At 62.4% G+C, this 20,683-nt stretch carries 23 protein-coding genes and 1 pseudogene; 3 read left to right on the forward strand and 21 right to left on the reverse strand.

Features of this window, described 5'->3' with window-relative positions; all coding sequences use genetic code 11:
• Positions 1–9: 9 nt before the first annotated feature.
• Positions 10–501 (reverse strand): RrF2 family transcriptional regulator, encoded by a 492-nt coding sequence (locus AC3LB0_RS03945; RefSeq protein WP_488649865.1) that lies wholly within the window; start codon positions 499–501, stop codon positions 10–12.
• Positions 502–561: 60 nt separating this feature from the next.
• Here AC3LB0_RS03945 and AC3LB0_RS03950 point away from each other — a divergent pair, with 60 nt between their 5' ends.
• Positions 562–1,584, forward strand: a complete 1,023-nt coding sequence (locus AC3LB0_RS03950; protein WP_488649866.1) for a GNAT family N-acetyltransferase — start codon at positions 562–564, stop codon at positions 1,582–1,584.
• Between the two features lie 7 nt (positions 1,585–1,591).
• On the opposite strand, the gene AC3LB0_RS03955 is transcribed toward AC3LB0_RS03950, so the two are convergent.
• From AC3LB0_RS03955 to AC3LB0_RS04005, 11 genes are all read right to left on the reverse strand, one after another.
• Positions 1,592–2,209, reverse strand: a complete 618-nt coding sequence (locus tag AC3LB0_RS03955) for a cob(I)yrinic acid a,c-diamide adenosyltransferase (RefSeq protein ID WP_488649867.1) — start codon at positions 2,207–2,209, stop codon at positions 1,592–1,594.
• A complete protein-coding gene (locus tag AC3LB0_RS03960; RefSeq protein ID WP_488649868.1) occupies positions 2,206–2,526 on the reverse strand; it encodes a metal-sulfur cluster assembly factor in 321 nt (106 codons plus the stop codon). Before AC3LB0_RS03960 ends, AC3LB0_RS03955 begins: the two co-directional genes overlap by 4 nt.
• Complete coding sequence (locus tag AC3LB0_RS03965; RefSeq protein WP_488649869.1) at positions 2,523–2,798, reverse strand: DUF433 domain-containing protein; 276 nt, start codon at positions 2,796–2,798, stop codon at positions 2,523–2,525. The genes AC3LB0_RS03960 and AC3LB0_RS03965 overlap by 4 nt, the downstream gene beginning before the upstream one ends.
• A 2-nt stretch (positions 2,799–2,800) precedes the next feature.
• Complete coding sequence (locus AC3LB0_RS03970) at positions 2,801–3,283, reverse strand: hypothetical protein (RefSeq protein ID WP_488649870.1); 483 nt, start codon at positions 3,281–3,283, stop codon at positions 2,801–2,803.
• Between the two features lie 38 nt (positions 3,284–3,321).
• Positions 3,322–3,834, reverse strand: a complete 513-nt coding sequence (locus tag AC3LB0_RS03975) for a hypothetical protein (RefSeq protein ID WP_488649871.1) — start codon at positions 3,832–3,834, stop codon at positions 3,322–3,324.
• A 6-nt stretch (positions 3,835–3,840) separates the two neighbouring features.
• Positions 3,841–4,254 carry a hypothetical protein gene (locus AC3LB0_RS03980; RefSeq protein ID WP_488649872.1) on the reverse strand — a complete coding sequence of 138 codons (414 nt, stop codon included), beginning with the start codon at positions 4,252–4,254 and terminating at the stop codon, positions 3,841–3,843.
• A gap of 87 nt (positions 4,255–4,341) precedes the next feature.
• Entirely contained in the window at positions 4,342–5,388 is a 1,047-nt protein-coding gene (locus AC3LB0_RS03985) for a hypothetical protein (RefSeq protein WP_488649873.1), read from the reverse strand.
• Between the two features lie 102 nt (positions 5,389–5,490).
• Positions 5,491–7,017 carry a lysine 2,3-aminomutase gene (gene kamA / locus AC3LB0_RS03990; RefSeq protein WP_488649874.1) on the reverse strand — a complete coding sequence of 509 codons (1,527 nt, stop codon included), beginning with the start codon at positions 7,015–7,017 and terminating at the stop codon, positions 5,491–5,493.
• An 85-nt stretch (positions 7,018–7,102) separates the two neighbouring features.
• Positions 7,103–8,041, reverse strand: a complete 939-nt coding sequence (locus AC3LB0_RS03995) for a diacylglycerol/lipid kinase family protein (protein WP_488649875.1) — start codon at positions 8,039–8,041, stop codon at positions 7,103–7,105.
• A 3-nt stretch (positions 8,042–8,044) separates the two neighbouring features.
• Positions 8,045–9,169 (reverse strand): proline racemase family protein, encoded by a 1,125-nt coding sequence (locus AC3LB0_RS04000; protein WP_488649876.1) that lies wholly within the window; start codon positions 9,167–9,169, stop codon positions 8,045–8,047.
• Positions 9,166–10,125, reverse strand: a complete 960-nt coding sequence (locus AC3LB0_RS04005) for a hypothetical protein (protein ID WP_488649877.1) — start codon at positions 10,123–10,125, stop codon at positions 9,166–9,168. The genes AC3LB0_RS04000 and AC3LB0_RS04005 overlap by 4 nt, the downstream gene beginning before the upstream one ends.
• A 36-nt stretch (positions 10,126–10,161) precedes the next feature.
• On the opposite strand from AC3LB0_RS04005, the gene AC3LB0_RS04010 reads away from it, so the two are divergent.
• On the forward strand, positions 10,162–11,013 hold the full coding sequence (locus AC3LB0_RS04010) for a polysaccharide deacetylase family protein (protein ID WP_488649878.1): 852 nt from the start codon (positions 10,162–10,164) through the stop codon (positions 11,011–11,013).
• A 4-nt stretch (positions 11,014–11,017) separates the two neighbouring features.
• Here the strand turns inward: AC3LB0_RS04010 and AC3LB0_RS04015 are convergent, their stop codons facing one another.
• Both AC3LB0_RS04015 and ychF read right to left on the reverse strand, forming a co-directional pair.
• Positions 11,018–11,383: a VOC family protein gene (locus tag AC3LB0_RS04015; RefSeq protein WP_488649879.1), complete on the reverse strand. Its 366-nt coding sequence runs from the start codon at positions 11,381–11,383 to the stop codon at positions 11,018–11,020.
• A 3-nt stretch (positions 11,384–11,386) separates the two neighbouring features.
• Positions 11,387–12,460 (reverse strand): redox-regulated ATPase YchF, encoded by a 1,074-nt coding sequence (gene ychF, locus AC3LB0_RS04020; RefSeq protein WP_488649880.1) that lies wholly within the window; start codon positions 12,458–12,460, stop codon positions 11,387–11,389.
• Between the two features lie 45 nt (positions 12,461–12,505).
• On the opposite strand from ychF, the gene AC3LB0_RS04025 reads away from it, so the two are divergent.
• Complete coding sequence (locus AC3LB0_RS04025; RefSeq protein ID WP_488649881.1) at positions 12,506–13,312, forward strand: PPK2 family polyphosphate kinase; 807 nt, start codon at positions 12,506–12,508, stop codon at positions 13,310–13,312.
• Here AC3LB0_RS04025 and msrB read toward each other — a convergent pair whose 3' ends face one another.
• From msrB to AC3LB0_RS04060, 7 genes and pseudogenes are all read right to left on the reverse strand, one after another.
• A complete protein-coding gene (msrB, locus tag AC3LB0_RS04030; protein WP_488649889.1) occupies positions 13,313–13,759 on the reverse strand; it encodes a peptide-methionine (R)-S-oxide reductase MsrB in 447 nt (148 codons plus the stop codon).
• Positions 13,745–14,254: pseudogene (msrA, locus tag AC3LB0_RS04035) on the reverse strand (peptide-methionine (S)-S-oxide reductase MsrA); the annotation flags it as partial. The pseudogene msrA and the gene msrB, both read right to left, overlap by 15 nt.
• Before the next feature lie 24 nt (positions 14,255–14,278).
• Positions 14,279–15,778, reverse strand: a complete 1,500-nt coding sequence (locus tag AC3LB0_RS04040; RefSeq protein WP_488649882.1) for an aryl-sulfate sulfotransferase — start codon at positions 15,776–15,778, stop codon at positions 14,279–14,281.
• Entirely contained in the window at positions 15,696–17,372 is a 1,677-nt protein-coding gene (locus AC3LB0_RS04045) for a M14 family zinc carboxypeptidase (protein WP_488649883.1), read from the reverse strand. Before AC3LB0_RS04045 ends, AC3LB0_RS04040 begins: the two co-directional genes overlap by 83 nt.
• 74 nt (positions 17,373–17,446) lie before the next feature.
• Positions 17,447–18,727, reverse strand: a complete 1,281-nt coding sequence (locus AC3LB0_RS04050) for an RCC1 domain-containing protein (RefSeq protein WP_488649884.1) — start codon at positions 18,725–18,727, stop codon at positions 17,447–17,449.
• A 111-nt stretch (positions 18,728–18,838) separates the two neighbouring features.
• Complete coding sequence (locus AC3LB0_RS04055; protein ID WP_488649885.1) at positions 18,839–20,332, reverse strand: hypothetical protein; 1,494 nt, start codon at positions 20,330–20,332, stop codon at positions 18,839–18,841.
• Between the two features lie 115 nt (positions 20,333–20,447).
• The coding region (locus AC3LB0_RS04060) for a hypothetical protein (RefSeq protein ID WP_488649886.1) at positions 20,448–20,683 on the reverse strand (236 nt) is incomplete at its 5' end.

Consider the following 20,683-nt stretch of genomic DNA (forward strand, 5'->3'; position numbering starts at 1 on the left):
CTCTCTCTCTCAGTGTTTGGTTGAACTACTCAGGGCGACCGGCGAACTGGGCTTCGCCAAGTCGGCGAGGGTGAAGGAGTCGAGCGCCTCGTTGACCGAGTCGCGCACGCGGCTCCAGAGCTGGCTTACGGTGCAGTTGTCGGCGCGATTGCAGGGGCTCCCAGCTGCGGCGAGGCAGGCCATCGGCACGATGGGGCCCTCAAGCGCCCTAAGGACCTCACCCATACGGACCTCGTTCGCCGGTCGAGCGAGGCGGTAGCCGCCATGTGCCCCACGCTGGCTATCGATGAGGCCCGCGTCGCGCAGGCCACCAATGATCTGCTCCAGGTAGGCGCGTGGCAGGTCTTCCTGATCGGCAATATCGGTCAGCGAGACGGGCTCGCCGTGATCCATGCGGGTGAGGGCCACCATGAAGCGCACCCCGTACTCACTGCGCATGCTGAACGTGACGGCGCCGCTGCCGTGAAGGTCGCGCTGGGTGGGATCCTGGAGTTCGTTCAATGCTCCTCCTGAGGGGGGATTTCTGACACGTTTCGTCGGAATTGATAGTACCCTATCTCCATGAGCCGAAGCGACGAACGAGCGATCGCCCTCTCGAACGCCCTCCCTGCAGGATTCACGGCGCTCCCCTGCGACGTTGAACGCGATGTTGCAGCGCTGACCACCCTCACCAACGAGAACTACCACGCGGTCGGCTACCCGCTGCTGTACAGCGAGGGCGACATGCTCGAAGACCTCACTGCCTCTGGCATCGACGCTCACAACAACGCCATCGTCGTCCGCGCTCCCACCGGCGCAATTGCGGGATGGGGTTGGGCGGTCGGCGCGACCGACGCCGAGAAGCCGCGCGCCTACCTCTTCGGCGGGGTACGCCCGGGGTTCCAAGGGATCGAACTCGGTCGCCACCTCTTCGCTTGGTCACAGGACCGCGCCGAGGAGCTGCTCGACCCGTTCCCCGGTGCAACCATTCAGACGCAGTGTGTCGAGGGTGACCAACGCGCGCAGCGACTCTATGTGGCCGCCGGCATGCGACCCATTCGCTACTACTCGGAGATGCTGCTGCGTTTTGCCAATCGACCCACCAGTAGCAAGCTCAGCAACGCGCCAATCCCTTCTGGCTACCAGTCGCTGGCGATGGCCCGGGTTGATCTAGAGGCGCTTCGGGTGCTGAAGAATCACTGTTTTGCCGATCACTGGGGGAGCTCATCGATGACACCCATCGAGTGGCAGGAGTACCTGGCCGCCGAATCAGCGCGACCGGCGCTCAGTGAGGTGATCACCGATGTGAACGGCGAACTGGTCGCCTACCAGCTGACGGGCGCATTCCCGCAAGACAGCAACACCGTTGGCCACGTGCTCTGGGTGAACAACCTCGGCGTGCATCGCGAGCATCGCAACCGCGGCCTTGCACGGCTACTGCTTGAGCGGCATCTGATTCGTGCGCAGGCCGACGGCTACGAGGGGTCAATGCTGGGAGTTGATGCCGAGTCGTTAACTGGCGCGAACAAACTCTACGAGAGCGTTGGATACAAGCACCACTCTGGCGCCGTGCGCTACATCCTTGGTGACGCGGAGTTTTCCTAGGGGTTCGTTAGTCGCGAACGGGCGTCTGTGAAACGGAGCGCGTCGCAGAGGCTTCCAGCCTCTCCGCCTGGCGCGCGAGCAGCCACAGGAGATCGGCGAGGCGGTTCAGGTACGCCAACAGGTGCTCGCCAGGGAGTAGGCCTTCGCGGCCGAGGGTGACGCACCAGCGCTCTGCACGACGAATGATCGTGCGCGCGAGCTCAATGGCCGACGAGGCCTTACTCGAACCTGGGATTACGAAGTCTTTCGGAAACTCAATCGCCGCCTCGGTGGCGGCGAGCAGCGTGTTGATGCGCGCCAACATCTTTGGTGAGACCTTGGTGCGCCCCTCTTCGAGGCGGTTCCATGCGTCTGGGTTCGTTGCAAGTTCGGCGCCAATCACAAAGAGGTCGCGCTGAATCGAGAGAATGGTTTCGTCGAGCCCAGCGATTCCCTCGCCGGTGAGGCCGATCAGTTCGGCGCGTGCCATGCCGAGTGCGGCGGTGGCTTCGTCGATGGTGCCGTACGCCTCGGTGCGCACATCGTCTTTTGAGATGCGATCGCCGCCGAAGAGGAGGCCTGTGGTGCCAGTGTCACCCTTACCGGTCGCGACCTTGCTTGCTGGCAGCTTCAGCTCGTCGCTCACCAGGCGAGACCCGCATCCTTCGGATCCCAGCGCTCGGCGAGGAGTGTGACCTTCACCGGATGCTCGAGCACTGATTCGGCCGCCTCTTTCACCTGCGCAAGCATCGAGCCTGCGTATGGGCAGAAGGGAGTGGTGAGGATCATCTTCACTTCGGATTCGGTCTGGCCCACGAGTACCTGGCGAATGAGTGCGAGTTCGACGACATTCATGCCGATCTCGGGATCAACAACAGAACGAAGTGCGTCGAGGATTGCGAGTTCGGTGGCACGCTTCTGCGCATCAAACGGGGTGATTGCGGCGAGAGTCTCTTCGGTCATACGAGGCTCGCCTCCTCTGATGTGAGCTCTGGGCCCAGCAGCGTGCCATCGCTATCAAAGAACACTTCATAGTGTTCGCGGTTCGCCACGGCGAATTCATAGGCGCGTGCGATGCCAACGATGCGCAGCTCGGGCATCTCTTTCAACAGCTGTGCGCCGTCAAACCCCGATGCGCGGAGCTCAAGCAGTCGCCGCACGGTGAGGCGCGTGCCGTACAAGAATGGCTCGCCATTCATGACGAGCGGATCGGCGTGTACCCACTTGATGGTCATAGCTACGCCCCCTTGTAGATGGCCGCGAGGATGCGGTTGCGCTTGCGCGTGTCGCCACCAAGGCGACGGTGCCACTTTAGTACAGCGATCCCTTCGAGGAGTGCGCGATCGGCGAACGCAGCGGCCTCGCCAGCGAGCACGTTTGGTACGGCCACTCGTAGGCCTTCATAGAGATCGGTGACATCATCCATAGAGATGCGGCGGCGGCGCCAGGTTGGGGTGCCATGCTCGGTGAAGCTCTTCAGCGGGGTGATGCTGCCAGAGGCGACGCTCTCGGCGAGCTTCTCGAGCACCACCTGGGCATCGCGCATCAGGTGGCGCAGGCCGATGTCGCCCACGCGGTCGCGGAGTTCAGGGTTGCGCTCAACGGCGGCCACGATGGCACGGCCGGCGAGCTGCTCCCACTCGGCGGTGAGGGGCGCAACAACGCTCGGGAACCCGGCGGTTCGATCAAGGGGACGGGCGCCGTGCAGTGGGTGACTCATGCGGGTAAGGGTACCACCGCGCCCCGCAGGGGAGCCCGCTACCAGATGTCGTCGCCCTCGCCCTTCACGGGCGTTCGTGTGCGATTCAGGGCGTGGTCTTCATGCTCGCTCGCCGCCTTGCGCGCGGCATCGATTGCCGCCTGCAGCGCACCGGTGCCTCCCGTTAAGCCATGGGGTGCCTCAAACAGGTGGTCGGGCAGCCCCTCCTTCTCGTCGCGCGCACGCCCCTTCGTTTCGCCAAGGAAGGGCATGCCGAGTCGCTCCACCGCGTCGAGTGAGGCGCGCAGCACAGCGCCCTTGGCGGCCACCACGGCGCGCACCTCGTCGGCCTCCTCACCCTCGCTGATCTGCCGGCCGCGCAGGGGCTGCGCGATGCGCCCCACGTCGAGCCAGGCCTGGTGGTAGCGATCCATCTGCCCCCATGCCGACGACAAGAGCGCGTCACTTGCGGCGAGCCAGGTGTTCAGCGCCGCCCGCGACGGGGCACGCGCAATGCGATCGCCCTGGTCGATCAGGTCTTGCGTTTGGCGAACGAGATCGTCGCGCTTCATGCGCGCTTAGCGATCGCCCGTAGCGCGGTCACTCTTGGCGAAGGCGCTCAACTCGGCTCGGCAGGCCTCGTGTGCCTTGGCCACCTGGCGCTCCAGCCAGCCGCTCATGCGCGATGAGGCTTCGAGCGTCACTACGGCGCCCTGGTCGCCATCTTCCACGATGAACCCGGTGGTGGTGCGGAAGTCGCTGAACCAGTTCGCCTGCAGCTGCAGCAGCTCGTCGGCCACAACCCTGCGCTCAAAGAGCCAATCGAGGTGCACCGCATTGAGCGCATCGGCAATGTCGGCGAGGCGCTCACGAGTGCCGCGGCTCCGCGCCAGCATCAGCGTCGCTACGCGCACCGCCGTAAAGGGGGAGCGTGCCTCGGCAATCACCGGAGGCCATGGGAGCGGAAGGGTGGCGTTGTCTGGCTTGCTCATACTGCGCAGTATCGCACCACCCCCAAAAAGAGACGACCCCCGCACCGGCGGAGGCCGTCTCAAGAGAGTTCCCTCAGGAGTACCCGCTTACGCGTTGCGCTCCCTCTTTGCCCGAATCACACCGGTCACTGCCAGCAGTGCCGCCGCGAGCGCAAGCATCGCGGTCGCTGGTGACCATTCAGTGTTTGTCGAAGGCGGTGGTGCGGCCGCGGCAAGCGTCATGCCGTAGTTCACATCAAATGTATAGCTAGCACCCGCTGCAAGGGTTCCGATTTTCACCGCTACGCCAATATTAGTGTCGTCAACCTCCGGGTCGCCCTTCACAATATTGGCCTGAGTTCCATCCCAATTGTGGTTAGGGGTATTACGATTACAATCCATATGCGCGCGCGCGTTTGTGTCGGTGCTAAACATCACTAGCGCCGTGTCGACAGAATCCCACGTGGCGGTTGCCTGTACGACGGCTATTCCATCGTCAGCAATTGTTTTTGTGACGTTATTTGCGGTTTCGTAAGGGCCGCCGGCAGCCTTCACGTTATCAGGGTCTACGCAACGGCCATAGTAAATATCATCAATAGCAGCGCCGGTTGTATTTGACACGGTGATGTGCATCTTTAGCACGACGTCATCCACAATCGAATACACCTGTACTAGTCCCAGCCCGTTGAAGGCGGAATCTAGCGTCCAGGTTTCACAGATGCCTGAACATACACTCCACGTGCCGAGGCCGATTTGAACGTTACCAGTTCCGTCGTTGCCTCCCGAATTGGCGCCTACTGCCAGCGAGAACCCTTCAAATGGTCCGCCAGGCTTGAAGAAGTCGCCGATATCGGCCCCTGTTCCCCAGCCATCGCCGTTGTCATAGGTGAAGCCCAGCATGTCATCACCGGCTACTGACCACACGACCGGGTTGTTTTGATTGGATCGTGTGTGGAAACCCGCAGGGGCGTTTCCAACGCTACCAAATGCACCGTTCTGTTGGATGCCCACATTGAGGTGGGTGCCCAGCAAGAATCGGTCGGTGGAGTCGCTACCGCCATCAACTGCATATGCTGGGGCGATGCGTGCCGTCAGCACCAGTGAGAGTGAGGCGGCGATTATCATCACGCCGCGACGCAACAAGATACCTCTCATGCCAATCAACCTCCATGTGGTCGAAATAAGCCGGAGCCTGCGGCTCCAAGTACTCAATCCATCCGCACGCATACTAGTGCTTGCACGCACGTCTGAACAGGGTTAGAGCAGCTCCCCGTGCGCCGCGGCGCTCGGCTCGCCCTCTTTCGGACGGGCGATGGTGCCGGCTGGGAGCACCTCGAGAGGCTCACGCGCCGTGCCCTCAACGGCGCCACCGATGCCGAGTGGCTGCCACTTCGACGGATCCTGCAGGCGATGTGCCTCGGTGTTGCCGCGGCTATGCACCTCGGCGTGGCCCTTCGGCTCGATCCACATCTCATGGCCGGCGAGCAGACCGAAGATTCCCTCTTGTCCTGGCTCAGGGCGTGAGCTGCGGCAGTCAACGCACTTGGTGGCGTCATGTCGCGTGTAGTGCTCCGGCTCTTCGTAGGTGCTGATGTACCCCTCGTAGTTGCGCAGCACCACCTTGTGGTCGCTATACGAGATCAGGTAGTTCGGCATCACGGGAATCTTGCCGCCACCACCTGGTGAGTCGATCACGTAGGTCGGCACCGCGTAACCGCTGGTGTGGCCGCGCAGACCTTCGATGATCTCGAGCCCCTTGCCGACAGGTGTGCGGAAGTGGCCAGAACCCTCAACTAGGTCGCACTGATAGATGTAGTACGGGCGAATGCGATTCTCGACGAGCTTGTGTACGAGCTTGCGCATGATGTGCACACAGTCGTTTACGCCAGCGAGCAACACCGACTGGTTGCCAACAGGGATGCCGGCGCGCGTGAGCTTGTCAACGGCGCGCGACACTTCGGGGGTGATCTCCTGCGCGTGATTGAAGTGCAGGTTGATCCAGAGTGGGTGGTACTTGGCGAGCATCTCGCAGAGCTCGTCGTCGACGCGCTGCGGCATGAAGACTGGCACGCGCGAACCGATGCGGATGATCTCGATGTGCGGGATGTCGCGCAGGCCGCGCAGGATCTTCTCGAAGAGCTTCGGCGCAAGGGTGAGCCCGTCGCCACCGCTAATCAGCACGTCGCGCACCTGTGGGGTGCGGCGCAGGTAGTCGAGCTGCGCCTCGTGATCCTTGCTGTTGAAGTTCTGCGTTGGGTCGCCGACGATGCGCGAACGCGTGCAGTAGCGGCAGTACGAGGCGCACTGCGTGGTGACGAGCATCAGCACGCGGTCGGGGTAGCGGTGCACCAGGCCCGGTACTGGGGAGTGGCGATCCTCGCCGAGCGAGTCTTCCATCATTGCGGTGAAGGCCTGCTGCTCTGAGCCGACCGGAATCACCTGGCGGCGGATTGGATCGTTCGGATCCTTCGGGTCGATCAGGCTAATGAAGTACGGGGTGATGTCGACGCGGAACTTCCCGTCGGCGGAGAGGCCTTCGCGCTCGTCGTCGGTGAGCTCGAGGATCTCGCCGATCTCTTCAAGCGAGTTGACGCGGTTGCTGAGCTGCCAACGCCAATCGTCCCACTGCTCGTTCGGCACGTCGGCCCATTTTGGGGCGCGGCGGCTGCGGAGTGGCTGACCATCAGCACCAACGGCCTTGGCTGGATCGCGCGGATTCACCCAGGCGGCATCGGCGGCGGCGACCGCGATAGCGTTGCTCTTCAGGATCTCCGTTGCGTCCATGCCGTGCCTCCTACTCCCAGGCGGGTGCCCCATGGGGGGCTGGATAGGGAGTATGCACGCTGGATAGCCGTCTGGGTAGCCCCCGCTAGGTAAGGAGCGTGACCGCCGCAGGGAGCACGGTAAAACGTGCGGGGAGGCGCCCCACGATCTCGCCGTCGGCCTCGATCTCGACGGCGCGTGCATCCGGGCCACCCGCCGGGGCGGCGAAGACATCGGCCCCCTGGGAGACGGTCACCTTCGGGTGGGCGTAGTGCGTCCCCTTATAAAGGAGCGGCAGGCTGACCACGAAGTCGCTGCGGGCGATATCACCGAAGCGAACGACTTCAAATCGACCGTCATCAATGCGCGCAGTTGGCGCCACATGCATGCCACCGCCGAACCAGGCGCCGTTAGCGATTGCCATGGCGGCAACTGGGCCGCTCTCCGGCGCATGCGTGTCGACGCGTGCCTCCACCAGATCGGGCGCGTACTTCAGACCGGCGCGCACGGTCGCGAGTCCGAAAGCAAGCGCGCCAGCATGGCGCTTGATCTGCGGGTACTCCTCGAGGGCGTGGGCGATGCGGACCGTGACGCCGAACGAAGCGATGTTCAAAAAGAGGCGAACACTTCCGTCGCTGAGCTCAATCTGGCCGACATCAATAGTGCGCGCGGTAGCGCCGTGCGCCAGGTGGTGGGCGGCCTCAGTCGGCTTGCGCGAGATGCCAATCGTGCGCGCAAAGTCGCGACCGGTACCTGCGGGGATCAACCCCAACTGCACCGGTGCAATGCTGCCGTCAGGTTGGCGGAGGCCGTTGAGAGCCTGGCTCGCGGTGCCATCGCCACCGAGCACGGCAATGCGCGTCACACCATTGGCTACTGCCTCGCGAACGATGCGCTGCGCAGGGCGATCCTCACCCGCGCGTGTGACGGCAATCTCAAACTCACCCCACGGTTTCAGCTCTTCGAGCACACGTGACAGCACACGTCCAGCGCGACCTGCGCCCGCTGCAGGATTCACCACGAGAAGCGTGCGCAGTGTACTCACGATCTACCGCGCGACAAGAAAGCCGCGGCCGATCGGATCGTTCTCGTCGAGAACAAAGCGCGCGCTCCCCGTCATATGTGCGCTGCCACGCACTTCGGGAATCACCGCGTTGCGGCCCGCCCACGTTTCGGTGCGCACCACGCGCCCGCGGAATACCGACTCACGGCCGAGAATTGATTCAATTGCGATCTCTTGGCCGGTTTGCACTTCGCCACGTGCATGCAACACCGCGAGTCGCGCGGAGACACCTGAACCGGTTGGCGAGCGATCAACCTCACCCTCAGCGAAGAGGCAGAGGTTGCGTGAGTGGTGAGAAGGATCTTCGGGTGGCCCCGAGATGATCGTGCCGTACAAGAACGAGAGGTCGGCCTCTTCAGGATGCGAAACGCCGAGTGCCGTTGCAAGCGCTCCACCACTGCGTAGGGCGGCGCGACCGGCGTTGGTGATGGCGCGCCCCGCAGCGGCGAGGGCGGCGGCGTTCTCGGCGCGCATCTCAATGCCGAGCTGTGAAGCATCAATGAGTGCATAGAAGGCGCCGCCGTAACCAACATCAACGGTGAGTGATCCGTAGCCAGGAACGTCAATGGCAACATTGAGCGCCGCGGCGAACGAGGGCACGTTCTCAAATGTCACCTCGTGCACGCGCGGTGTTCGGTTCGCGGCGCGCGCGGCGGCAATCTCGTTCTCGCGCACATGTGCGACGGCGCGCACCAGACCGCACGGTGCGTCAATGCCGATCGGCGTTGCGGTTTCAGTCGCGGGGATCGCGCCGCTCTCGACGAGTGCCGTCGCGAGTGCAATAGTGCCGTGTCCGCACATCGTGGAGTAGCCCTCGTTGTGCATGAAGAGCACACCGACCTGCGCCTCGTCGTGATCGGGCGGCACCAGAATGCCGCCGTACATGTCGGCATGGCCACGCGGCTCCCACATCAGCATCTTGCGCAGATGATCGTGCTGCTGCAGAGCAGAGCGGCGTCGCTCAAGAATGTTCGTGCCGGCAAGCTCTGGGTAGCCGCTCACCACAATGCGGAATGGTTCGCCCGCCGTGTGATAGTCGAGCACCTCAACGGCGGCGCCCGATGCGGCGGGCGGGGCATCAACTCGCAGGTGCGGCACAGGTCGACTCATCTGGCGAGTAGCGTCCCTACGTTCTGCTTGTCTGCAAGGTCAAGGAGTAGTTCGGCATATGCCAAGTCGCAGGCGGAGATGCCGAGATGGTTCACGAGCGTTGTCACCCGCCCAGCGCTCTCGATGCGGGTGTCGCCGATCTGCGCGTCGGCGGCGGGCCAGCCGCTCAGCTTCGGCGTGCGTCGCGTGTCGTTGTACTGTGCAGCACTGTCGGTGATCACGCGAATCGGGCCGAGAGCGCCAAGGGCGGCAATCACGCCGGCGCTGATCGTTGCCGCGTAATCGATTACGAGCAGGGTGGCGCCAGGCTCCATCAACTTCACGTCGATCGGGCGTGGTGGGGTGTCAAATGCCGCCGCGGTCACGATGATGTCGGCGCCGCGAATCGCTCCGTTGACCGACTCGGCAACGCGATCGCCGGCGCGGAGTGGAAGCTCGGCAACCGCGCGGCGCGAATAGAAGGCAACGGTGATGGCCGGGTGCAGCGCCGCAAGCACGGCGCGGTGCGTGGCCGCCTGGAGCCCGCCGCCAATAATGGCCCCCTTATATGGGGCACCCTCCGTTGCGGCGGCCGTGCTCGGTGGGGCAATGCGCAGGCCAGCCCCAGAGACGGCGGCGGTGCGTGCGGCGGTCAGCTCGCCAGCGGCAACGATGCCGCGGAGTCCGCCCGCCTTCGGTCGCTCCACGAGCACCACCCCGCCGATCCCTGCGGCCCCGCCTCCGCTGATCCACTTCGCCCCAGCGACGCGGCCGGCGGCAAGGTCGATGGCGGCAGGCATCGCATGGGCAAATGGTGCGCCGGCGCCCAGGTTGAGCGGCACCTTCGGCGGCTGGTGCGCGGTGCCGGTCGCTACGGCGCGAAGTGCCCCCTCAACCAGCCCGATCTGCGCCTCTATAGAGGGGAGCAGCGCGAGCACATCGGCCTCCGTCAGGTAGCGAATCGGCGCAGCAGACATGAGCGGCAGTGTATCCCCCTCTGATAGGCTCCAACTATGAAGTCCCGTCAGCGCACTCTTCGCCCGATTTTCATCGTTGCGGCGCTCCTCGCGGCCCTCCTTGCACCCGCGAGCGCCTCGGCGACCGCAACGAAACAGGTCGCCCTGACCTTCGACGATGGTGACAGCGAGCTACACATTCGCCAGGCGCTTGCCGTTGCCGTCGCCACGCAGACCCCGATCACCTTCTTCCCCACCGGCAAGTCGCTGCGCAAATTCCCGAATCTCTGGAGGGCCATCGGCGAGGCGGGGATTCCGATCGCCGATCACACCGTCAACCATGCCAGCCTAACGAAGCGGCTCGCGGCGTACGGTCGTGTTGGCGTGACCTCAGAACTTGGTGGCTGGATCACGATCGCGAAGGCGAACCACATTCCCTACGTAAAATACTGGCGCCCGCCAGGTGGCGCGTGGAACCCCGGGGTGCGCAGCATTGCGCAATCACTCGGCCTCACGCTTTCAATGTGGACGAACACCTTTGCCGACACGGCGCAGATCTGCAAGAACGGCAAGGCCTACAGTCGCACCGCCTCCTCATTCAAGAATGCGACGAAGGCCACCGGCGACAAGGTTGTGGTGCTCGGCCACGTGAATCCGTTCACCGCTGGCACCGTGAAGCTGCTCGCCGCGGTCATCACCAACTACGCCGGTCGTGGCTTCCAGTTCGTCACCGTCCCTGAAATGGAGACGGGCGTATCGAACACCATCGACTGGGTGAAGGCCGCCGCAGCAGTGAGCGCACCGGCGAAGGCTGGCGGCGCACGCGTGCCAACCAGCGTGCCCACACCGATCGACCCGCTCAACATGACCTACACCTTCGCCCAAGCGAACGGCATCACCTGCCGCTAAGTGGTTACCAGCGCAGTCGTTCAGCCAGCTGAATGACATTTCCTTCGGGATCCACTGCATCGCAGTAATTCACGTTGCCATACGTGGCAACGGTGCTAGCGTCGTACACACGGCCACCGAGCTGTGCAACTGCACTCCGTGCGGCATCAATAGCAGCAACAAAATAGACCGGCTTCATTGCGGCGTTTTCGCGCGGCGCATACGTAGCGGCTGACGTGGAGTCAGGAATCTTGTGCAGCAGTACTTCGCTGGCGTCAGAACTTACGCGCACAAATGATTCGGACTGGTCGTACGCTTCGGCGCTGAGTAACGCAGCATAGAAGTTTGCGCTGCGCGTAAGGTCATCAACAAAGAGAACGGTCGTACTCATGCGCTAAACGTTGAACCTGAACTCCACGACGTCACCGTCGCGCATCACGTACTCCTTGCCCTCCATGCGCACCTTGCCGGCAGCCTTGGCGGCGACCATGGAGCCGTTGCTCACGAGGTCGTCGAACGAGACGATTTCGGCCTTGATGAAGCCGCGCTGGAAGTCGGTGTGGATCACGCCCGCAGCCTGCGGTGCGGTCCAGCCTTGGCGAATCGTCCAGGCGCGTGCCTCCTTTGGTCCGGCGGTGAGGTAGGTCTGAAGGCCGAGGTTCTTGAAGCCGATGCGGGCGAGCTGGTCGAGGCCCGACTCGGTCTGGCCCATGGAGGCGAGTAGCTCCGCCGCCTCGGCGGGGGTCAGGTCCACGAGTTCGGATTCGACCTTGGCGTCGAGGAAGACCGCCTCGGCCGGTGCCACGAGCGCGGCGAGTTCGGCGCGACGCGCGGCGCTCACAAGGATCGCTTCGTCAACATTGAAGACGTAGATGATCGGCTTGGCGGTGAGGAGGCCGAGCTCCTTAATGAGGGTGAGGTCAACCTTGGTCGCCGAGAGTGGCTCCCCACGGTTGAGCGCGGCGATGGCGGCGTCGACCACGTCGAGCACCTCGGCGTCGAGCTTCTTCCCCTTCACCTCTTTCTCGTAGCGGGAGCGTGACTTCTCGAGGGTTTCGAGGTCGGCGAAGATCAGCTCGGTGTTGATGGTGCCGATGTCGCTCTTGGCGTCGACCTTGCCGTCAACGTGAATGATGTCCTCGTCGGCGAAGGCGCGCACCACCTGGGCAATCGCGTCGGCCTCGCGGATGTGCGAGAGGAACTTATTGCCGAGCCCCTCCCCCGTTGAGGCGCCGCGCACGATGCCGGCGATGTCAACGAACGAAACTGGGGCGGCAAGGATCTTCTCGGAGCTGCAGATCTCGGCGAGCTTGGTGAGGCGCGGGTCGGGCAGGTTCACCACCCCCACGTTCGGCTCGATCGTGGCGAAGGGGTAGTTCGCGGCCAGTACGTTGTTCTTGGTAAGGGCGTTAAAGAGCGTCGACTTACCGACGTTTGGGAGCCCCACAATGCCAATCGTCAATGCCATGCGATGCAGTATAGGGGCGACCTTCTGAGGGGGTAGGATGCAGATATGAGCAGTCATCGCATCAAGCCTGGCAAGGAGCCGAAGCTCCACAAGATCGACACGGCCGGCACCCCCGACTGGTCGAAGGAGCGCGAGGCTGGCGAGGCCCGCATGCTCGAATTAAATCGAGAACTCGAAGAGCTGCAAGAGCTCCTCTACGCCGAAGGGAAGCGCCGCGTACTAGTCGTCCTCCAGGCGATGGATACCGGTGGCAAAGATGGCGTGATTCGACACGTGTTTGATGGCGTGAACCCGATGGGCGTACGCGTGGCCAGCTTCAAGCAGCCAAGCACCCTTGAGCTTTCACACACTTATCTGTGGCGCTACTTCGCGCAACTACCGAAGCGCGGTGAGATTGTCATCTTCAACCGCTCGCACTACGAGAGTGTGCTGGTGGAGCGAGTGCACGAGATCGCGCCGAAGAAAGTGTGGAAGCGCCGGTTCAAACACATTGCTGACATGGAGCAGGCACTTGCCGATGAGGGGACCACAATCCTGAAATTCTTCTTGCACATCTCTAAGGCCGAGCAGAAACTGCGGCTACAGGCACGTCTTGACGATAAGGAGAAGCTCTGGAAGTTTGCGGTTGGCGATATTGCCGAGCGCGAACACTGGAGCGACTACATGGAGGCGTATGAAGAGGCGATTGAGCGCACCAGTACTGACGATGCCCCGTGGTACGTGATTCCTGCAGATAAGAAGTGGTATCGCGACCTGGTAATCTCGCAGATCATCGTCGACAGGCTGAAGGAGCTCAACATGCAGTTCCCGAAGCCAGCGAGCGGACTCGACTCGATCGTTATCCCCGACTAGCTACTTCGCCTCTAGCACCAGCGAAACAGAGTTGATGCACCAGCGCTGATCGGTCGGCACGTCGTACCCTTCGCCCTCGAACACGTGTCCCATGTGCGAGCCGCACTTAGCGCAGCGCACCTCGGTGCGAACGCGTGGGGCGAGTGAGCGGTCTTCAACCAGTTCAACAGCATCACTAGAAGTTGGCGCGTAGAACGACGGCCAGCCACAGCCGGAGTGGAACTTGTTCTCGCTGCGGAAGAGCTCGTTGCCGCACGCCTTGCACTTATACACGCCCACCGTTTCGGTGTCGGTGTACTCACCCACGTTCGGCGCCTCGGTTGCGGCGCGGCGCAGCACCTCGAACGAGAGCTGATCGAGGCGGGCACGAAGCTCTGCCTCGTTGATCTCAATTGGGTAGGCGCCGCTCACCTTGATCTCGGCCCACGCACCCGACGGGAAGGGCACGCCGGTCTGGCTGTGGCAGTCGTACCCCTTCGGGTTCTTCTCGAGGTAGCGCTGGTGGTACTCCTCGGCCTCCCAGAAGGTGATGCTGTCGGCAGAGAGGACCTCGCTCACGATCGGGCCGTTGCCCGCAGCGGCCAGCGCTGCGCCATAGAGCTTGAAGCCGGATTCGATCGCCTCGCGCTGGTTGTCGTTCGTGTAGTACACCGCGCTGCGGTACTGCGAGCCGATGTCACCCCCCTGGCGATTGAGCGACGTGGGGTCGTGCATGGTCAGGAACTCCTCGAGGAGGAGGCGGTACGAGATCTTCTGGTTGTCGAAGACGACCTTCACCATCTCGGTGTGGCCGGTGCTGCCGGTGCAGACCTGCTCATAGGTGGGTGCCTCGGCGTGGCCGCCCATATAGCCGACGGCGGTTTCGGTGACGCCCGGCATCTGCCAGAAGCGGCGGTCAGCACCCCAGAAGCATCCCGTGGCGAAGTAGGCAGTTTCAATCATGGGCATAGTGTGCCACGACCGAAACTAGTAGCGCAGCCCCTCGAGGCTGATGATGCTGGTGTTCCATCCATCCCAGCACTGGCCCGGCCAGGCGTATTCAAACGCGGTTCGGTCTTGGGTTCCCACGCCAACAAGGTGAAGGTATCCATCGTTGCCGTGAGCGTAATCAATCAGGTAGCTCGAGCCCTTCTGGTACGCACTCGAACAGATCGCAGAGTAGATGGATTCGTTGTGCTTGAAGTTCCACACCTCCGTCGCAGTCTTCGTCACGAGGTTAATCGAGTACTTCCGCGGCGCGCTGTAGGTGCGGCTATCTCCTGCTGGTGTGTGAGCGAAGCTCTGCAAACCATTATCGAACAGCATGAGATTCCCATCTGGGGTGATTGAGACGGCGTGGTGACCGATCGGCGCAATGCTCCCAGGCGCCATGGTGAGCGCATACGCCATCAGTGATGAGTAGGTCGCCCAGGCCTTGCTCAGATCACCAAGGATCCACTTGATCTGCTTATCGTCGTACCCGATGCCAATCACAAAGTCTTCACGGCCAGAGACGACCAGCGTGTTCTGCGCTGCCCAATACGTTGAGGCGTTGATGTGCAGCCAATCGTCGCCATCGCGAACGAATGCCGATGGGTCGTCGTTGCCAGCAATCATCGCATCACGAACGATCTGCGTAATGTTCCAGCGATCAAGAATCGCACCAGACTTGTTGATCTCGAAGATGGTGGACTCGACGTGCACCGCGCCGCCAACAGTAATGTTCGGCTCAATGAGCAAGCCAACCTTGCCGAGGTCGTAATTGTGATGGAAACCCCACACCCCTTCGCTCGCATAATCGGCGACTTCGGTCAGCGCACCGGTCATATCCATGCGGAAGAGCTTCGAGCCGCCGCTATAGCCCTCGCTGTTGTCGAGATAGATTGATCCACCCCAGAAATACGCGCCTTGCGGGTTCATGCCTGGCCGACCAGTCCAGCGCACGTTGCCATCAATATCGAGGATCATTGGCCCGAGCCCGTTGGCGAGATGCTTTACCAGCATGTAGCTGTAGTCGAGCGAAACGGACTTGTTGCGAGGCGTCACATCTACCCGCGTTGCTGCGCTGAAGTATTCCGTATAGGGAGCAGTCAGCAGCCGCACGGTGGTGGTGATCGCCTTGCGATAGATCTGCTTAACGGTAATGCGCACGGTGTTGTTGTAGCCGGCGTAGAGGCCAAAGATCGGGATCGTGGCCTCTTTTACGCGCGACCCGAGCTTGCGCTGTGCCACGAGGTATGCCTTGGAGTAGGTGACGCTGATCGCCTTGGCGGTGCTCCCCACCTTCGGCACGATGGTGAAGGTGATGTACTGCAAGAGCGATGAGGGAACTCCGCGCAGAACGACCTGCCCGACGAATTCGCTCGAAACCGTTGCGCTGCGCACGGTGAGCCCTGCGGCGGCCTCAGCCGTTGCTGGCGCGGCAAGCGCCGAAAAGGCGAGGGCCAGCGAAGCGATGAGGGCAACGAGTGTGGTCCTGGCGGGCATGGAGAGAAGTGTAGCGGCGTTCGATCCTCACGTCATCAACCGCCACCTCAACGAGGCTTGCGCGGCCAACATCGCCCGCGCCAATCACTACCCGAACAACCTGATTCGCCCAGGCGGTGAGTGAGACGTGAACTTGGGTGTATGCGGCATAGCGGTAGCGTGAGGCGGCGAGGCGCTGGTGCACGAGCGTGCGGGTGCCATCTTCGGCCTCGACCCAGACTCGGAACCAGTCGGCCGAGGTCGCCGTAGCGCCGTACGAGAACGAGGCGTTGGAGACGAGATTGCCAGGGTCAGCGCCGAGGGTGATCTGCGGCGAGCGTGCGGTGGTGACGCCATCGAGGTCATAGCTGTTCGCATTTCGGCCAGCTACGGCGCCGGTGACCATGGCGCGGAATCCGGAGACCGTGTCGTCGAGCTGCATGCTGCGCGTGCCGATGGGCACGCGAGCGGGGTTGCCGCGCTCAAAGGCGCCACTCGTGGCGGTGTCGGTGCCGTCGGGATTCACAACCCAACCGGCTGCGCGCTCAAAATCGTCGAAGCGCGGACCGCACTTCCGCACACCGAGCCCTGCAGGATCAGAGGGGCACTGCGCCTGCTGAATCAGCCACAAGAGCGCTGGGCGATTTCCGACCACCTCACGCGCCATCGCCGTTGCGGTTGGGTAGAAGCGTGAGACCTCACCCGTGTACTCGCCGAGCTCCATGAGCAGGCTTGGGATCTTGTAGGTGACGTACATCCAATCGGTCGAAGATCCGCCTGTGGGGTCGTACTGGAAGTACCCGTAGCCATTGATCTGCGAGATGCCGATCACGAGCGCGTTCATCGTCATCCGATCGTCGAGCGTGGTGGCGCGCACGCCGGCCGATGGCGGGAACCGTGGCCAGGCGATATAGCGCCCAGCGGCGTGCAGGCTGAGGTAGATGGTGATGCGCTGTACGCCGTCAATGACGCGTGAGGCGACAAAGTCGCGCATGGCGGCGGTCTCTGGCGCCGAGAACTTGGCGGGGCCGGCGTAGACACGCCACGCGGAGTTGCGCACACTCGCGCTGCAGCAGTGCCAGTAGGCGCTGTAGTTGCGATTCAAGTCAGTACCAATGGAGCGCGAACCTGGTGTTGGCTGGCGGCTCTTGCGCCAGTTCCAGGGTCCGTTGCTTGTGAACTCATATTCGAGACCGTCGGGATTCACCGCAAACACGATCCACACCACGCGCTCGTCAACAAGTGTAGTGATCGCCGTATCAACGCCGTAGCCGTCCGCCAGTGTGTGTAGAAGGTCGAGCGCTTGCGCCACGGTGACATGCTCATTGGAGTGATGCAGCGCATCGATGAGCACTTCGGGTTCGCCCTCTTCGAGCGCAACGTTGTCGCTGATCTTGGCGGCGTAGAGCTCGCGCCCCTCGTAGCTCTGGCCAATCGAGAAGACATCAACGATCTCGGGGTGCGCCAACTCAACCGCGAGGATCTCGCTCTCGATCTGCGCGTAGTTCTTGAAGTCGCCTGGCCACAGATCACTCGCCTGTGCCGTTGGCGCGGTGCCACCCATCAACGCACCAATCACCAAGGAAACCAGGAGGCGAATATGGCGGGTCGTCACGTTCAGTATGCACCTAGAAACAGCACCGCCCCCACCCGTAGGTGGAGGCGGCGCGTATCTACGAACGAACAGAACTACTTCGCGAGTGAGCCCTTGCGTGGGCGGAGGCCAACGCCAGCAGCTGCTAGTGCGCTAGCGAGAAGCAGGAGCACGCCATTGAAACTGCGACCGTCACGATTCGTTTCAGGAAGTCCGCCGCCCAGTGTTCGGCTCAGAGCGAGGGGGATTGGGTTTTCTTGTGGAGCACCGGCGACGCCGATTACCCCGTCGCTTTGGCTTCCCCAGCACCAGAGGCTCAGGTTGGTCTGCACTCCACACGCCGAGTCATGGGTTTGGATGGAGTTGCGCCATGCGTATGAGCCGGCGACAAGCTGCGGCGTACCAAAGTCAGTGAAGGTGAGGTCGTTGTTGCCTAGGTGACCCTGATAACCGTCTCCCCAGCACCAGAGCGATGCATCGGGAGACTTTACGGCGCAGGTAGCCCATGGGCCAGTGGTCACGCTTGACCAGGATCCCCCGCCACTTACTTGAACTGGAACCAGCGTGTCGAGCGTGGTGCCAATGCCAAGGAGGGGGCCGTTGGTGTGGGATGTGCCCCAGCACCAGAGGGTGTCGTCGCCCTTGATTGCGCAGGTCTGCGGATTGCGTCCAACGCTCACCGCCTTCCAGCTGCCAGATACCTGTACTGGCAGCGGCTCGTCGGATGTTCCGCCGGTGCCGAGCGCCCCATATTGGCCGCCGCCAAAGCACCAGAGGGTGTTATCGGTCTTGATTGCACACGTGTGCCGCTCCGACACGCTGACGCTCGCAACGCTCGTGAGCGAGGAGGCGACTGGTACGTTTGAGTAGGTGTACGTGTTATTGCCGAACTGACCGTAGTCATTGAAGCCCCAGCACCAGAGCGCGCCGCCTTCCTTGATTGCGCACGTCGAGATTGCGCCAACGGCTCCGCCAATCCAGGTGTTGTCGGTACCTACCTGCACAGGGGTTAGTACGTTGGTTTCGGAGCCGTTGCCGACCTGCCCGTCTTCGCCGTACCCCCAGCACCAGAGGGTGCCGTTCGTCTTGATCGCGCACATGTGCTTGTTAAGGCCGTCACCTGGAAACATGTATGTCCATGTGCCGGCGATGTGGTTAACGGGTACTGCTTCACCTCCGTTGATGCCGCTACCAAGCTGACCCTTGCTGTTAGACCCCCAGCACTCGATGGTGCCGTTCGCCATGATTGCGCAAACGCTGTGGAGCATGCCGCCAATGTTTGAAGGGGGTGGAGTCGCCGCCTTAGCCGGGCTGATCGACAACGTGCCGGCAATCACCAGCGCGGTAACTGCGGCAAAGAGCTTCTTGATCGACATGTGGCGGGCCTCCAAAGTCATAGCGCCGCACTGTGGCGGCAGTAGGCGTATCCTACCGAATTTGTTACCGATTGTCAGCAGTCCCTGAACCGCATTCGGTTCCCGAAGGAACTACGCGCGCGTCGCCTTACGCAGGCTCAAACCCACGCCTGCAGCCGCCGTAACCGCCGCAAGTATCACCAGGGTCGTGCCCCAGCCCGAACCGTCGCGGTTCGTTTCGGGGAGCCCAAACGTTGGCTCATCAACGTAGGCAAACTCGCTGCCCGTCTCGTCGCTCGAGAACGGAATGAAGAGTCGGCCGCCGATACTGGCGTAGGTATAGCCGTACTGGACGTTGCTCCCCGGGATGGTGCTCAATGTGAGCGAGCCGTCTGCCGTCGCGCGGAAAAGCTTCCTCCCCGCTCCCGAATCGGCTCGGAAATAGAGCGTGTCGCCAATCGCAACGAAGTAGCCCGGGTACGATTCATCAGTTCCTGGGCGGATGTCGCTTACGAGGGTTGTGTTCGCGGTGGTGCCATCGGTGCGCCAGAGTTCAGCGCCGTGCGCGCTGTCCCAATTGTTGTAATACAGCCAGTTGCCGACGGCAGTCATATATTCAGGCCCATAGCCGTTGGTATTGACTGGGTCGGTTCCCTTGATCAACCTCGTGGTCGCAGCCGTGCCATCGCTGCGCCAGAGTGCAAAGCCGGAAACGCCGTCATCGGCGCTCATGTAGATAGAGCCATTGAACGCTTTAATGCCGTAAATGTTGGATGCCACCCCAGGGGTGAGGTCGATGACGATCGCCGTGCCCGCTTCGGTGCCATTCGTACGCCAGAGCTCAGCACCGTGCGTGCCATCGTCGGCGGTGAAGTAGAGATAGCTGCCTGCAGGGGTCAAGTAGCCTGGATTCGAGGAGTCGCTGCCGTTGCTCTTAATGTCTTTGACGATCTTGGTGTGCGCCTCTGTGCCGTCAATGCCATCGGTACGCCAGAGTTCCCTGCCATGCACGCCGTCGTCTACGGTGAAGTACAGGGCGTCATTGAACGCCGTGAGGTCGCGTGGCGTGTCACCCACGTTGGTTAAAATGATGTCTTTGATGAGCCTGGTGTTCTCTGACGTGCCGTCGGAGCGCCAGACTTCGGAGCCGTACACCTCGTCGTACGCCCTGAAGTAGAGCGTGTCACCTGAGACAACTATGACGTCAATGTATGTATCTGACTCGGGAGCAATATCTTTTACCAGTAGGGTGTTTGCTGCCGTGCCGTCGGAACGCCAGAGTTGGTCGTGATTACCAGAAACATCGGCGCTGAAGTAAACATAGCCATTGAAGGTCACCAACTGGTCCGGGTAAGAACTTGCCGCGCCAACCCTAATGTCGCTGACGAGTTCAGTGGTGGTGCCGTTGGTGCGCCAGAGTTCGTAGCCAATTGTGCCGTCGTTCGCGCTGAAATAGAGCCAGCCATCGAGCTCTGCACTCCCCCCGTAGACCAGCGCGTCTGACGAAGCGGAGCCCGAACGGATCGTGTCGACGATCGAAATCGCCGGGAAGCCCGTTGCGCGGGCGGGGATCGCCGCAACGAGCAGCAGGGCGAGGGCAAGGGTCAGCGAGCGCTTGGCGGGCATGGCGGGCTCCTTCATTGCGTCGCACCTCGGCAACAATTCCTGAGATACTACACGAGTCCTAAGCCCTCAACCCCCGCTTCCACCCAACAACCCGGGCTCTCGCCGCCCGAGTTCGCTAGGCGCGCCTGGCACCTCGCACCCGGAGACCGATGCTGGCCGCAGCGGTCAGGCCGGCCAAGATCACCAGCGTCGTGGTCCAGACCGAACCATCACGGCTCGTCTCTGGCAGCACGTAGCTCGGCTCATCGAGATAGGCGAACTCATAGCCGGTGTCGCTGCTGTACACCGTGGTGTAGAGGCGACCGCCAACCGCGACGATGTTCGTGTCGTAGCAGTCGCAGTTGATGTACT

The sequence above is a fragment of the Candidatus Limnocylindrus sp. genome, assembly GCF_040397235.1.
GTDB lineage: Bacteria > Chloroflexota > Limnocylindria > Limnocylindrales > Limnocylindraceae > Limnocylindrus.

What these genes read in the sequence shown, in the direction of transcription:
- AC3LB0_RS04025 (WP_488649881.1), top strand. Translation starts at nt 12,506, where the DNA reads ATGAGCAGTCATCGCATCAAGCCTGGCAAGGAGCCGAAGCTCCACAAG.
- AC3LB0_RS03950 (WP_488649866.1), top strand. Translation starts at nt 562, where the DNA reads ATGAGCCGAAGCGACGAACGAGCGATCGCCCTCTCGAACGCCCTCCCT.
- kamA (WP_488649874.1), bottom strand. Translation starts at nt 7,017, where the DNA reads ATGGACGCAACGGAGATCCTGAAGAGCAACGCTATCGCGGTCGCCGCC.
- AC3LB0_RS04000 (WP_488649876.1), bottom strand. Translation starts at nt 9,169, where the DNA reads ATGAGTCGACCTGTGCCGCACCTGCGAGTTGATGCCCCGCCCGCCGCA.
- AC3LB0_RS03980 (WP_488649872.1), bottom strand. Translation starts at nt 4,254, where the DNA reads ATGAGCAAGCCAGACAACGCCACCCTTCCGCTCCCATGGCCTCCGGTG.
- AC3LB0_RS03975 (WP_488649871.1), bottom strand. Translation starts at nt 3,834, where the DNA reads ATGAAGCGCGACGATCTCGTTCGCCAAACGCAAGACCTGATCGACCAG.
- AC3LB0_RS04005 (WP_488649877.1), bottom strand. Translation starts at nt 10,125, where the DNA reads ATGTCTGCTGCGCCGATTCGCTACCTGACGGAGGCCGATGTGCTCGCG.
- AC3LB0_RS04055 (WP_488649885.1), bottom strand. Translation starts at nt 20,332, where the DNA reads ATGCCCGCCAAGCGCTCGCTGACCCTTGCCCTCGCCCTGCTGCTCGTT.
- AC3LB0_RS03985 (WP_488649873.1), bottom strand. Translation starts at nt 5,388, where the DNA reads ATGAGAGGTATCTTGTTGCGTCGCGGCGTGATGATAATCGCCGCCTCA.
- AC3LB0_RS03965 (WP_488649869.1), bottom strand. Translation starts at nt 2,798, where the DNA reads ATGACCATCAAGTGGGTACACGCCGATCCGCTCGTCATGAATGGCGAG.
- AC3LB0_RS03960 (WP_488649868.1), bottom strand. Translation starts at nt 2,526, where the DNA reads ATGACCGAAGAGACTCTCGCCGCAATCACCCCGTTTGATGCGCAGAAG.
- ychF (WP_488649880.1), bottom strand. Translation starts at nt 12,460, where the DNA reads ATGGCATTGACGATTGGCATTGTGGGGCTCCCAAACGTCGGTAAGTCG.
- AC3LB0_RS04050 (WP_488649884.1), bottom strand. Translation starts at nt 18,727, where the DNA reads ATGTCGATCAAGAAGCTCTTTGCCGCAGTTACCGCGCTGGTGATTGCC.
- AC3LB0_RS04010 (WP_488649878.1), top strand. Translation starts at nt 10,162, where the DNA reads ATGAAGTCCCGTCAGCGCACTCTTCGCCCGATTTTCATCGTTGCGGCG.
- AC3LB0_RS04040 (WP_488649882.1), bottom strand. Translation starts at nt 15,778, where the DNA reads ATGCCCGCCAGGACCACACTCGTTGCCCTCATCGCTTCGCTGGCCCTC.
- AC3LB0_RS04015 (WP_488649879.1), bottom strand. Translation starts at nt 11,383, where the DNA reads ATGAGTACGACCGTTCTCTTTGTTGATGACCTTACGCGCAGCGCAAAC.
- AC3LB0_RS03970 (WP_488649870.1), bottom strand. Translation starts at nt 3,283, where the DNA reads ATGAGTCACCCACTGCACGGCGCCCGTCCCCTTGATCGAACCGCCGGG.